Origin of the sequence: Pseudoalteromonas thalassia (assembly GCF_049257215.1) — a bacterium.
GTDB classification, from domain to species: Bacteria; Pseudomonadota; Gammaproteobacteria; order Enterobacterales; family Alteromonadaceae; genus Pseudoalteromonas; species Pseudoalteromonas lipolytica_C.
Window position 1 is genome coordinate 44,078 of the sequence record NZ_JBMMUE010000002.1, and the last position, 13,897, is coordinate 57,974.

Consider the following 13,897-nt stretch of genomic DNA (forward strand, 5'->3'; position numbering starts at 1 on the left):
TAAGTCATTGACAGCAAAATATAAAGCCATACAATTTCTGCAAGTTAAGTCCATGGATTGAATATGAAAAAAGGTATTTCACTCACAGTATTTATAGGCCTTTGTGCAGTAGGAACCTACCTGTACTTTGATAAACAGACCCAAAGCGAGACAGTTACTGCTGAATTGCCCATACACACTAATAATGTTGCTAGCCTGAGCTCTGTAACTGAAGATGTAAATAAACAAAACACCAGCAAAGCATCAGCTCTAAAAAAGTTACGACTTGCAAAGCTTGAGTGTGAGCAACAAAGTATAAAAGCCACACAAGCGGCCACTGATCATAGCCAAATTGATGCTGCTCTTAAGCAAGCACTCAAAGACGGTTTACCCCTCTCAGAAATTTTAAGTTATTCAGAACTAACCAAAATATCTTATCGCTCATTTGAGTCCTTACTGATAAACGCAATTAAAAGTAATGCCGAAGAGCAGTTTCAGTATGCAGACTCAATAAGTATATTAAAAAACTGGCAAGGACTTGAGGTTGTTGATTATTTTGATGCCGACACTGTTAAAAAATTAACATCTAATGCTGAGTCTCTGAACATTAATACCCGTTCAATCATGTTCGACGCACCACTCCCAGAGCAAGTAAATAAAACAGCGCTATACAAATTATTAGATAACACTGATAACTTTAATACGTATTTAAAATCACCGTTTCAGCTAGGTCCATCGGCACTTATTTCGCCGTCAATCTTATTTATTCTAAACGCGCATAGTTTAACTGAGACAGAATTTGAAAATGCCATATCGACAAAAGACTTTACGATAAATGACATAGCCATTGCCATAAAAAGCAACTTACCCAATACGTATATAGCAGCATTAATAGCGCAAACGGCACAGTTAAGCGGTGTACCAACAGCCATGAGTGATAATTTTATTCATGAGCAGCTCTATTTAAATCTGGCTGATGTTGCAGTCAGTGAGTTCAATGTGCCGATATTAGAGCTTTTGAATGAGCGCGGTATTGAGCCAACCAATCTGCCCGATGTATTCACGGCGATGGATATCGCTCTTGTTAACTTAAAAGGCAGCTCAAACAGTCAAGTGCAACCTATTGAAAACAAACACCGAGATACATTAAAGTACCTTAAGGATAAAGGCTACAAAGCCCATGGCGAGCATGTGAGAGACACATCAGAAGATCGCTTGTTGATGTTTAAGTCATCACTTTTACCAAACAGCTTATTGTTCGTAGGTGAGCAATTTGCCGCAAAAGCATTTGATGAATTAAACGATATTCCCCTGATTGCAAACAAAGCTGCCTTCAAGCATCAAAGCAAAGATGATTCAGCTATTTCAGACGCGCTGCGTGCCTACGAAAAGCAAAAGCAACAATTTAAACCCGCTGATGAAACGTGCCAACAGGTAGAACAAGATTTAAGTATTTTAGAAGCGATTAAAACCCGCTCACAAGCAATGGATGAAATAAAACAACTCGAAGCGCGCCAAGGCCCATTGACCGCTGACATGTTGCAAGAGATTGACCCCATGCTTGTTCATTACTGGCATCTCATGCATTTTCGAGATTTAAGGCAACAAACCCCTTATCAACCAGATGCCTTTAAAGAAGCAATTAACAATAACGACTTTAATGCCCTCGCAACTATTACGCAGGGTGCCAAACTCAGCACGCACCAAACGAATTTACTGCTTGCAAAAACCTTAGAAAATATCGAACAAATGAACGCTATTTGGCAAAGCAGAGCTAATCCAACTCCACCAAGCGCCCTTTACTTACTGAAGAATCTTCCACTATCAGATTGGCAATCATTAGCCGAAAATGGTTTTGATTTTTCGTTAACAGATACATTTGACATGGATATGTATTTTTATGCGACTGATCACTCAAATAAAGCAATTGAGTTTTTAATCAAATTGGGAGTACCCCACGACTTTTCAAAACCAGGACTAGATATTCTCGATCAAGCACTTGAGCAAAGTTATAACACGCAAACTCTTGTTGACTATATGCCAAATGCACTCAAGCTCGTTAACCATTTCGAGCAAAATCATTTTAGCCGGGCACAACGACTCAAAGAGCTCGCTCCAAGCGTCTATGAAGCGCTTATTCAACTTGAGCCAAAACTCACACCTTCTGAAGATACACTCATGAATAACTATCAATATAGCGCTTTATAAGTTCAATACAGAGCCCTAAAAACAAAAATTAACCTATCTGTTTAAAGTTCTAGTGCGTATAATACGCACTTTTTGTGGGGCGCAAAAATTGAACATTGTTACTCTGAGTGTATTATCTCTTGCTATGTCTACCGATGCATTTGCCGCATCAATCACTAAAGGCAGTACACTAAAAAGCCCGCGCGTTTTAAGTGCGATTAAATTGGGTCTGATCTTCGGCTGTATTGAGGCTATTGCCCCTGTTATCGGCTGGCTAATTGGCAGTGCAGGTGCTGAATATGTTGAAGCCTATGATCACTGGATTGCTTTTGTGCTATTGGTAGGCCTAGGTGTTCATATGTTGCTTGAAAGCCGTAAAGAAGGTGACGATGAAGACGATACATTAACAGCAACAAATAAACGCTCGTTAATGGCCACCTTACTCACGGCTGTTGGTACTAGTATTGATGCTATGACGGTGGGTATCAGCCTCGCATTCATGAAAGTAAACATTTACTTAGCAGCCGCCATGATTGGCCTTGCAACTACGATAATGGTCACTATTGGTTCATTACTTGGCAATGTTATCAGTGGCTGGGTTGGTAAAAAAGCTGAAGCAATTGGTGGTATAGCTCTAGTGTTAATTGGCTGCGGTATTTTGTACAGTCATACTATGGCTTAATCTAACAACGCATCAAACGCTTCTTTGGGCATTGGTTTATAAAAATAATACCCTTGCCCAAGCTCGCAACCTAATTCAATTAAACTCTCTAAATGTGCTTTTTCTTCGATTCCTTCCGCTACAATCTGTAAATTTAGAGTATGCGCTAAGCTTGTAATGGTTCTAACAATATCCATACTTTGCGTATCAGTGAGCATATCGCGAATAAATGACTGATCAATTTTTAACACATCCACCGGAAACAGTTTTAAATATGACAAACTTGAATAACCTGTACCAAAGTCATCAATAGCAATCGCTAACCCCAATGAAGCTAGGTTATTCAACATACTTTTGATTTCTTCGAAATCATGCATCAGTGCGCTTTCTGTTACCTCTAACTCTAGCAACTCACTTGGAAGCCCTGTCTCTTGGAGTGTTTGAGCAACAGTATTGCAAAAGTTTTTGTCAGTAAATTGTTTCGCGGCAATATTTACCGCTACTTTTATTTTATAGCCTTTATCAGCCCAATCTTTGGCTGCAGCACAACTTTGTTTTAAAACCGATAACCCTAATGCATGAATTAAGCCCGTTTCTTCGGCAAGCGGAATAAAATCCAGAGGCGAGACAAGGTTATTATTCTCATCCCGTAAACGAACTAAAGCCTCTACGCCTACAATTTCCTCACTAGCGAGAGCCAGCTTGGGTTGGTAATAAACGTCTATCTCTTCGTGTTCAATTGCATTTCTTAATAGCTTTTCAATGCTTTGACGCTGCTTAAATTGATGTTCTAAGTCGTCAGAGTAATAACAAAACCGGTTTCGCCCTTGTTCTTTTGCTCTATACATAGCAGCGTCTGCATGAGTCATAAGCTCTTCTGCAGTAGATGAGTCGTTTGGGTTCATACTCACACCAACACTCACAGACAAGTTATAATTTTGGCCATCAATGCGAAAAGGCATTGCCATCGTATTTATAATTTCTAGAGCAATACTATCTACGTTACTTGTTGATTTTACATCGGGGATCAGCACCACAAATTCATCGCCACCAATACGTGCGAGTGTAGTATTTAAATCAAGTAATGACTCTAGCCGATTGGCAACATGCTTTATAATCAAATCGCCTTTATGATGCCCTAATGTGTCATTTAAATATTTAAAGTGGTCGATATCTATCAACATCAAAGCCACACTTTTTTTCATGCTTAAAGCAACTTTACACGCATGAACCACCCTATCATGTAGCAAAACTCGGTTTGGCAAATCTGTCAATAAATCATGATTTGCCAAGTGGGTCATTTTTACTGCCATTGCTACCGACTCACTGACATCATGAAAAACGATGATGCCACCAATAATGTTGTTTTCAATATCACGAATAGGAGCTGCAGAATCTTCAACACGATGAACACGGCCATCAAAACCCACCAATTGGCTATTAAGGGCCATTGCAACAATACGGTGCTCTTTTAAAGCAACTAAAATAGGATTCACTAAGCGTGTATTTGATGATGCATCAACCAGGTTCATAACTTCTTCAATATGCCTGCCTTTTGCGTCATCGGCATGCCATCCCGTCAAACGCTCTGCAATGGGGTTCATAAAATTAATTATTGCGTTGTTGTCCGTAGCAATCACAGCATCACCAATCGAATTGAGCATAACTCGTAGACGTTCTGATTCATTCGATAGCTGTTTTTTTGTATTGGTAATAGAGGTGATGTCCGAAAGAGTAAGAATGACACCAGTAACCTCTTGCTCTATTACTCTTAAATTTATTTGCGCTCTAACATATTCAATCCTATTACGAGGGCTGGGCAACTGTATATTTAAAACTTCTTGCTCTATGCCTTCAGTTATACAACGATGAAAAGCCGCATACAGCTTTTCAGGTAATACATCTTTAGCGAAACAACCAAGCATTTGCTCACTGCTTTTTGCAAACCAATGGGCGGTTTCATCATTACTAAATAAATTTTCCTCTGTTTTTGACCAGTAAGATATATACACAGGAACTTGCTCAACTAACGTTGAAATATCATTTTTTGCTGCAAGAATTTGTCTTTCTTGATGTTTGATTTTTAATTGATTTTGTACTCTCAAACGACAAATAGTTAAATCGACAGGTTTAATGATTAAATCAATACCACCGCTTGCAAAACTCTGGTATTCAAATTTTTGTCCATTGTGCGAAGTTACAAATATGACACTAATTGATTGGGTGATAGGGTTGTTTTTAAGCTGTCTACAAACCTCAAAACCATCCATATCTGGCATTTCAATATCAAGTAAAATAACATCTGGTTGAAATAAAACCGCTTTTTTAAGGGCCTCAGCGCCATTATCGACACATTCAATCTCACCAAGGTCGTTTAAAGCCTCTAACATAATCATTAAGCTTGTTGGCTCGTCATCAACAACCATAATTTTACTGGGTTTGTTCTCTTGATGAGTAAAAAGCACTTCCGTCGCCTCTTTTAAAATCATTAAGAAAACTCTAGTCCTTTATTATTGCCATCGCCAATTAAAATTATTTTTTAACACCTTTTACTGTAGGAATTTAAAAAATGCGGCTACGCTATATACAACAACTAGAGGAAACATTTTGCAACCTTTGGCAGCCAACGATTTAAAACTTGATGAGTCTGTTATTTTAATAGTTGATGACGAACCAATTAATACAACAGTGATTGAAAGTTTACTTGCTCCGCATTTTAAAACTTTCACCGCCAATTGCGGTGAGAGTGTTTTGCCCATGTGCGAGTCTCACTCTCCTGATTTAATCCTCCTAGATGTTAACCTAGGCAACACAAATGGTTTAGATGTATGTAAGCAGCTAAAAGCACACTCTCAGTACTGTCATATCCCGGTTATTTTTATTACCTCAATCATGGATCTTGAAGCTCAGGATAAATGCTGGCAAGTAGGCGGTGTTGATTTTGTCTCTAAGCCCGTATACGGCAATATCTTATTGAATAAAGTTAATGTGCACTTAACCATCAAAAAGCAAGCTGACCTACTAAAAACATTGTGCGAACAAGACAGCCTCACAGGGTTAAATAACCGACGCTACTTACAAAATACACTTGAGCAAAATATTCGTTTAGCAAAACGTCATGATAATGCTCTTTCGGTGTTAATGATTGATATCGATTGGTTTAAAGAATACAACGATACTTTCGGCCACCAACAAGGTGATGAGTGCTTAAAGTTAGTCGCTCAAGAGATTAAAAGAAGTGTTAACCGCTCAACAGACACCACAGTGCGTTTTGGTGGTGAAGAGTTCTTATGCGTATTACCAGATACTGATATCCAAGGGGCTCAGTATATAGCTCATAAACTATTAGCTAATATCAAAGCGTTAAATATCACCCACCCAAAGCCAGAAGCGTCAACGGTGTCTATCAGTATTGGTAGCGCAACCTTACAGGGGCAAGAAAACTTAGATTCTGAACAATTGATAAGATGTGCTGACAAAGCACTGTATCAAGCCAAACATCGAGGCAGAAACTGCAGTGTTTGCCTACTTGCTGAAATATCAATCAGTGCCTAATCTCAATGTAATCGCAAAAACAACACCTTCAACCTGAGACCAAGACAATGTCATATACCTTTATACGTAAAAGCTCTCATCAGTACTCAGAAAGTCATCATCTATTTTATTGGGCTTTTTTATTTATTATGACGGTGTTGTGTTTAGCTATTTTTGTATTTGAACAACAATTAGAAAAAGAGCTGACTACTTCGATTAAATCACGCCTTGAGGATTCAAGTAGTACGGTGACCCTTCAAGTCCAAGAAAATATCAGTAAATACAAAAATGACCTACATTTTTTATACTCCACACCGCCTATTGCAGGACTTGCACGCGCAGCGGCAAATAATGGCAATGATCCCCTCGACAACACGACAACTGCACAATGGAGAAAACGACTTGAAACAATCTTTGTTGCTTTCATACAGGCAAACTCTGAGTTTGAGCAATTACGGGTTATCAGTACTCAAGATGCCGGCCAAGAATTGATTCGTGTTGATAGAGCAGCCGGTGGCATCGTCGTAAAAGCGATCAACCAACTACAGAATAAAAGTAGTCGTGAATACTATCAGCAAAGTGCGCAACTTCCTTTGGGTGATATGTACCTATCTGCCATTACCTTAAACCGCGAATACGGTAAGCTTGAGTTTCCATATAAACCAATGTTGCGACTTGCTTTACCTATTTTTGATGAAAACATGCAACGTTTTGGTTTTATTATAGCCAATGTAAATACCCAAATTATGTTTAACTCTCTATCTGAGCTTGTTCAAACTCCCCACAGCTTAATTCTCACAGATAATGAGGGATACTTTCTTATACATCCAGATCAACGTTTTAACTTTAGCCGAGATCTTGCACCTTCGAATCGCTGGGATACCATTTATAAGGCTAATACTGAAAACCTCGATGGCTTAGTGAGTATCAACGCTACTTATGATAATAATAAAAAGAGTGAAGTGTTCAGTCGCAGAATTCCACTTTCAGGTGATACTGAATCAGGCTTTATCACATCACATATTTTACTCTCCCATGACGACATTGCAAAAATCCGCCTCGAGCGACAGATTAGTTCGTATGTTTTCTTTCTTGGTATTTCACTATTTTTGCTTTTTATGCTGGTGTTTTTTTATCGAAACCTCAAGCGCAATCAAGAGCTTGCTCAGGCAAGAGCCGTATCATCCGCTATAATTAGTGGCTCTAAAGATGCAATCATTAGCATAAACAACAAAGGGGTTGTTACCAGCTGGAATAAAGCAGCAACAAATTTATTTAGCTTTCAACGAGAGCAAGTACTCGGCACTGACATTAATACACTTAAACTTTTGCCAAATATCGATATACAAAAGGTATGTACCGAGTTAAGAGATAGTCGCAAGCGATATGAAATTGACATTGATTTTACACCTCAGTCACAGACTACCTGTCACTTAACAGTCGCATTTTCTGCCATTATTAACGAGCATCAGCAGCAATGCGGCACAGCAATTATTATTCGAGATAACACTCTCGAAAAAGAAGCTAGTAACAAAATAAAGCAAGCTAACAATGAGCTCGAAGCTAAAGTTGCAAAAAGAACCGCACAACTTGAAAAAGCCAGCCAAGTTAAAAGCGCCTTTATCTCTAATATCAGCCATGAAATGCGTACACCATTAAATGGTATTATTGGCACTCTGAATTTAATTAAACACGAATCACTTAGTAATCAACAAAGGCATTACTTAGCAATGACTGAGGTAAGTGTAAATAACCTCAACGTGTTAATAAACGATATTCTTGATCTATCTAAAATTGAAGCAGGCAAGTTAGACCTTGATAAAAAAGCGTTTAATCCTATTAAGTTTTTTGAAAGCTTAGCTGGCAGCATGGCCGTTAAAGCGCAAGAGAAAAACTTAGAATTTATATTAGACATCGCCGATGTAGAATTTAATTCTATCGTCACTGACCCTCATCGCCATTCACAAGTACTAACTAACCTTATTAATAACGCAATTAAGTTTACCAAAACTGGGTATGTTAAGTTTTCAGCATACACCCGTACCATTGATACAAACACCGCCGTATTAACATGTATTATCAAAGACTCAGGCTCAGGTATTCCTGACGAACATCAAAGCAAGTTATTTAATGCATTTACCCAAGCAGATAGCACCATTGCATCACAATATGGCGGTACAGGGCTTGGGCTGTCAATCTGTAAGCAACTTGCAAATTTACTCGATGGAGAAATAAGTTTTGAGTCAACCGAAGGTCTAGGTAGTACATTTGAGTTTTCGATTCGCTTAAAAATTAATGACGCTCAAAAATCCCCTAGCAATCAGCGTTTGAGTGGCAAAACATTTGCACTTTTTGTTAAGCACCCAGAGCTCGAAAGTAGCATGGCCAAACTCATTAAAGTGTATGGCGGAGAACTATCCAATATTGACATTGAAGACTTTGAACTCAGTAAGAGTATGCCTTTCGAAACCCTTATTTTAGAACCCGGAAACCCACTATTAACTAAGTTAGATAGTTATTGTGAAAATGAATGCACAAGCTCATTACCATTTAAATTAGTTGTGCTAATAAACCCTACAGAACCACCACCTCAGGCAAGATTTTGCTCTTTCACACGACTATCTAAACCAGTGCTTATTTCTGATTTTTTACTAAAACTAGCCGATGAACGAGTTGCACAAGATCTGAGTGTGCAAAACCAAAAACGTCGAGATAGCGATGCGCAAACACACATTGACGCCAGCGTCGAAGGTGCAAAGGTACTTATAGTCGATGATAACGAGATAAACGCAGCAGTTGCTAAAGGTACTTTGACAAGTCTTTCACTTCGCTTTGAAGTGGCTTCAAACGGTAGACAAGCTGTAGATATTTTGGCAAATACAGATGCAAATGATCCTTTTCGCTGTGTGTTGATGGACTGCCAAATGCCTGTATTAAATGGCTATGATGCCGCCACAGAAATTAGGAATGGAGCTGCAGGAGAGCATCATATTGATATACCTATTATTGCTATGACGGCAAATGCAATGTTGGGTGAACGTAGTAAATGTCTAAATGCAGGAATGAACGACTACATAACTAAACCCATCAATGCTGATAAATTAATCATGACAACAGCAAAATGGATATCATCAGTGTTTCCTAAACAGCCAAACTCGAAGAACAAAGCACCCGAAAATCAGGCGCAAGTTACCTCAGCACCAGAACATAGCGAGCTAATTACCGACGAAAAAATTCATTGGAACAAAGAAGCTGCCCTTGCCCGGTTGATGAATAACGAAGTGCTTCTTAATAAAGTGTGTAAGATGTTTTTAGACAGCTCTAATGAAAAAATAACGCAGCTAATCACAGTAATTAAAGAGCAAGATTATCACGGTATTGCCACAATAAGCCATGCCCTAAAAGGCACCTGTGGTGACGTTGGCGCCACTAAATTACATCAGCATTTTACAGAGTTAGAAGTACTCGCTGCTAGCAAAGGAAATACCCTTAAAGATATCCAACATAAGCTAATCGATATCGAAAAAGATTACGAGGTATTACTCAGCATATTACAAAGGCACACCATAGCGAGAGTAAGTTAATAAATAACGATAAAAAAATACGGGCTTTGTCAGAACAAAGCCCGTATTTTTTTATCGCGCTATGAATTTGTCTTCTAATTTTAATAAATGCTCTGTATGTTATGACAAACCACTAAAGGAATGACGCTATGAACGCTAAAACGCTGATTTTCAACTTTGATGGCACGGGCAGTGAGCCTCGTGATGCAGAACAATTTAGTGCCGCACACTTCAAAGAAGACGCCAGTATCTCAAATATTCTCAAACTTCATTTACTGTTTGGCGGTGCACTAAATAGTGAACCTGAGACCCCCTTCCCGAGCCAGCTTAGTTTTTATTACCAAGGTATAGGTACTCAAGGTAGTCGCTTTAAGCGTTTATTTAACCAGGCCTTAGCTCCTAGAGGTGATGACGTTGCCAGCATTTTAAACCGTGCAATAAATGACTTTAAAAGCTACTACGCTGTGGGTGATAAAGTTTTATTAACCGGTTTTAGCCGCGGTGCGGCTCTTGCGCGGCGCTTTGCAAAATGCCTTGAACCACTGATCAGTGATGACGTATACCTTTGTGTATTTGACACTGTGGCATCAATTGGTTTTTCAAAAGTAACTAAAGCAACCCGCGGTGCAGAGCATGTTATTTTTGAAAACTACACGCTAGCAAGCAATATAAAAGCAGCCCTTCATTGCGTGGCTCTTGATGAAAAGCGCCGTGCTTTTGAGCCAACATTAATTAACAAAGCCCCCCATGTTGAAGAAATATGGTTTGCGGGAGCTCATTCAGACGTAGGTGGCGGTTATTATCGTGATGGATTAGCAGATATTTGCTTACGTTATGCCATTGAGTGGTTAATTGAACAAAGTGTCTCACTTAATCTACTGACAAGCGCAGAAATAAACTACAACAGTTTGCTCCCTGCTGAGCATCGCAATTTGATAGCGCAAGATGATGTGACAGTAACCCCAGATCCGCTTGCTCTGAGCCATCAGCAAAATTATTTTTGGTTCAATCCGTTATTCAAGCTTGTAGATCGCGAGTGTTGCGTGTTGGTTGATAACGAACAAAGCGAACACCCACCTACTATTCATTACACGGTTGCAGAACGTATCAATCGCTTAACAAGTTACCGTCCTGAATCATTAAAGAGCCTTAATTATGATGTACTTTACAGTGATGAAACTCGTTTAAGTTTTACAGGATTAAGCCCACATATTGCGCTTGATAAACAAAATATGACGGTACTTAGCATAGATGAAAGTAAAGATGTATTTGTGTATGGCGCCGAAAAGTACAATCATACAGGCTTAATGTTAGAGCAAGGTGGTACCTATCGATTCACTCCCTACCCAGAACAAATTTGGTATGACGATGGTATCAGCTGTGGGCCCGGCGGTTGGCATCGCGACAATATTCAACTTGGAGTGAAAGAAATTCCAATGGCAGTGCTTGAACCATTTAGACGTTTGCCACACGCACAATGGTTTGCGCTGATTGGCGCAATAGACAACAACGACGAAAACTTGTTTGAGATTGCCGAAGGTGCCGATATTCGGATTGCAAAATCAGGCGAGTTTTGCCCTTTTGCCAACGACCTAAACCGCTTTTATGGTGCAAACGCGGGCCGCATAAAACTTCGTGTTACGCGTTTAGGTTAATTTGTAACATAGCGAGCGATAATTTCTTTTATCGCTTGCTTATTCGACACAATTGCTTGGCTAATCGCAGCCCTTTCATTAGCATCCAAAGTTACTTTACTCAGCATCAAATACACATCGTTATTGTGTATTATATAGGGGTGAAGGGCGATACCACTGTGTTGATTATTTTGAATTAAATAAAGCCCTGCTAATTCGTCATCAATAAAAAAATCAACCCGCTTAGCGCTAAGCATAGCAACGCGCTGACGTAACGAAGGAACAGTGATCAGCTGCGATTTATATTTTTCCACAGTACTAAAGTGTGAAAATTCGGGGCCATAATAACTACCGCTGTTTGATAAGATAATTTGTTGTTGTTCAAGCAAGCCTTGCAGATCAAGCTTTTCTAAAAATGGTTTCGGATACCAAAATAACCGCATGACTTCTAGACGATAAGGCTCTGAAAAATAACTAAATGCATCTCGTTCTTTGCTATAACTCGCCGCAGGCAACAGATCAACATTGCCATGCTTTAGTTCAGCAAAGCCCCGTTTTGACGAAGGCATAATGACGTATTTAGCGCAAAACCCAGCTTCTTTAAGTACTAAGTTAACCACATCTATATCAATACCTGTGAGCTTTCCATTTTGCGTAAAAGTATACGGCGCCCACTGCTGACTAATTCCCACTTTTAAGGTTTTATCGCAGCTAAAAGCCGAGTTGCTTACTACAGCAACAACAAGTAAAAACAGCGCTTTTAACCCCATCAACCCACCTTAGCTTAACTACCTACAGACCGCTTTATTCAAGTATGGTTGATAATACATGAAAGACCAGTGTATAAAATAATAAAGGGAAAGTTACTAGTTTCAAGATTAGAGCATGTAGTAGCGATTTTATATCGCGTTTTATGTTGTTTTTCTTGTCTCGCAAATCGCGTTAATCTTCGCGGCATAAAGCCTCTGCTACGTGGGTGTAGTGCAGAAGCTCTCTTGCTGTGTCTATGAATAGGAAGGGCTTCATCCGACAGGCTGCGATGAGCACGAAGCAGACATAAAACCACTTCTAGTAAATTGTTAGCTGTGTTTATCAAAGCCGAACCAAGGTTTCTATTTCTGGGGTTTCTATTTCTGGGGTTTATTTTGCTAATAATTAGGTGTTGTTTTTAATCGAAACAGTTGGCTACATTTTTTACGATTTTAAGTTAGCCTTAGGTAGTATAAAAAGATTATGTGAACGCAATGAATGGTCATTTCATTGCGCTCAGAGGGTGGCAATATGGCTTAGCATTTACCAAGGTAAGCTGTTGGCTTACCTAGTTCAGTTAATAAATATGTGGTTAAACTAAAACTTATAAATAACCCCAACGCCCACTTCAGCTTCGTAATCACTGCGTGCTATAGGGCTATCTCTGACTTCACTACTAAAATACTCGAATAACGCTTCACCATAGATTTGCCAATCACTGTTGAGATTTTGTCGATAATTATAATCAATACCAAACGAGCGCAATCCACCACTTAAATTTGTTTCTTCTAGGCCTGATGACGCTGATTGCATAGCATCAACACCAAAACCATTATTGGCGTATTCGCTGTCGTGTACTACAAACACAAGATTGATTTCAGAGCCTGTGCCATCCGTTTGCTCACCGAATCGACGTCCAACACCAAATAAGGCTAAATTGCCGTTTTCACTGGCAACGAAACGACTAACTAACCAATAACGCCAATCTTGGGTAAATGAGCGGCGAGCTTGTAAAACTAGTTCATACCCTTCTTCTTGATTACCAAGGCCATCTAATCTGCCATCGTCAGAATCACTTTCTTCTCGACCTTCTTCAAATCCAATCAAAGCATCTAGCAGCCATTGATCATTAAGTAATCCTCGCCAGCCAAATGCTTCTCCTGCAAAGTAATAAATATTATCACCACTGCGCCATTGCACGGCACCGGCTGGCTGTGCTTCCAGTCCAAATTCATCAGATCCTTCGTAAGCAGATTCATATTCTAACCCCACACCTAAGCCAAATGCCCAGCCATCTTCACCTTTGGTGAAATCATCAATAGATGGAAGGGGAACTAAAACTGTCTTATCTTCTCGAGCTAATGCTGTGTTATTAAAGGTAGTGTGTATGAACAATAAAACGGCTAAATATATGAATTTTTTCATGGTACTTATTCTGTTTATTAAATGGGTTGTTACATAAACAATTTTACGAATTCGCTTAGGATATGGTTCATAACTACTTTTACCTTTTTTCTTCTAACCCGGCAGCAAACTCGTAGCAGCACATTTACACCCCGTCATAACCTCTTTTATCGCATCTCGCTAAT

Annotated in this window: 8 protein-coding genes; 5 read left to right on the top strand and 3 right to left on the bottom strand. The window is 39.3% G+C overall.

The features are described 5' to 3' along the window. Positions 1-63 precede the first annotated feature (63 nt). Together AAEU31_RS02655 and AAEU31_RS02660 are read left to right on the top strand one after the other, a co-directional pair. Positions 64-2,187 carry a hypothetical protein gene (locus tag AAEU31_RS02655; RefSeq protein WP_421966339.1) on the top strand — a complete coding sequence of 708 codons (2,124 nt, stop codon included), beginning with the start codon at positions 64-66 and terminating at the stop codon, positions 2,185-2,187. Between the two features lie 88 nt (positions 2,188-2,275). Then, positions 2,276-2,848 (top strand): manganese efflux pump MntP, encoded by a 573-nt coding sequence (locus AAEU31_RS02660; RefSeq protein ID WP_421966340.1) that lies wholly within the window; start codon positions 2,276-2,278, stop codon positions 2,846-2,848. Here AAEU31_RS02660 and AAEU31_RS02665 read toward each other — a convergent pair. Beyond that, positions 2,845-5,316 carry an EAL domain-containing protein gene (locus tag AAEU31_RS02665; protein ID WP_421966341.1) on the bottom strand — a complete coding sequence of 824 codons (2,472 nt, stop codon included), beginning with the start codon at positions 5,314-5,316 and terminating at the stop codon, positions 2,845-2,847. The genes AAEU31_RS02660 and AAEU31_RS02665 overlap by 4 nt on opposite strands. Positions 5,317-5,434: 118 nt before the next feature. Here AAEU31_RS02665 and AAEU31_RS02670 point away from each other — a divergent pair, with 118 nt between their 5' ends. The 3 genes from AAEU31_RS02670 (at position 5,435) to AAEU31_RS02680 (ending at position 11,579) form a co-directional block, all read left to right on the top strand. Continuing rightward, on the top strand, positions 5,435-6,382 hold the full coding sequence (locus tag AAEU31_RS02670; RefSeq protein WP_421966342.1) for a GGDEF domain-containing response regulator: 948 nt from the start codon (positions 5,435-5,437) through the stop codon (positions 6,380-6,382). Between the two features lie 47 nt (positions 6,383-6,429). Beyond that, positions 6,430-9,945, top strand: coding sequence for an ATP-binding protein (locus AAEU31_RS02675; RefSeq protein ID WP_421966343.1), 3,516 nt, complete (start codon positions 6,430-6,432; stop codon positions 9,943-9,945). Between the two features lie 128 nt (positions 9,946-10,073). Beyond that, positions 10,074-11,579, top strand: coding sequence for a phospholipase effector Tle1 domain-containing protein (locus AAEU31_RS02680; RefSeq protein ID WP_421966344.1), 1,506 nt, complete (start codon positions 10,074-10,076; stop codon positions 11,577-11,579). Here AAEU31_RS02680 and AAEU31_RS02685 read toward each other — a convergent pair. Further along, positions 11,576-12,328, bottom strand: coding sequence for a substrate-binding periplasmic protein (locus AAEU31_RS02685; RefSeq protein WP_135926743.1), 753 nt, complete (start codon positions 12,326-12,328; stop codon positions 11,576-11,578). The genes AAEU31_RS02680 and AAEU31_RS02685 overlap by 4 nt on opposite strands. Positions 12,329-12,905: 577 nt before the next feature. Next, positions 12,906-13,733 (bottom strand): MipA/OmpV family protein, encoded by an 828-nt coding sequence (locus AAEU31_RS02690; protein ID WP_421966345.1) that lies wholly within the window; start codon positions 13,731-13,733, stop codon positions 12,906-12,908. Positions 13,734-13,897 lie beyond the last annotated feature (164 nt).

Coding starts and splice junctions, on each gene's coding strand:
- AAEU31_RS02675 (WP_421966343.1), top strand. CDS start 6,430: ATGTCATATACCTTTATACGTAAAAGCTCTCATCAGTACTCAGAAAGT.
- AAEU31_RS02685 (WP_135926743.1), bottom strand. CDS start 12,328: ATGGGGTTAAAAGCGCTGTTTTTACTTGTTGTTGCTGTAGTAAGCAAC.
- AAEU31_RS02655 (WP_421966339.1), top strand. CDS start 64: ATGAAAAAAGGTATTTCACTCACAGTATTTATAGGCCTTTGTGCAGTA.
- AAEU31_RS02680 (WP_421966344.1), top strand. CDS start 10,074: ATGAACGCTAAAACGCTGATTTTCAACTTTGATGGCACGGGCAGTGAG.
- AAEU31_RS02690 (WP_421966345.1), bottom strand. CDS start 13,733: ATGAAAAAATTCATATATTTAGCCGTTTTATTGTTCATACACACTACC.
- AAEU31_RS02665 (WP_421966341.1), bottom strand. CDS start 5,316: ATGATTTTAAAAGAGGCGACGGAAGTGCTTTTTACTCATCAAGAGAAC.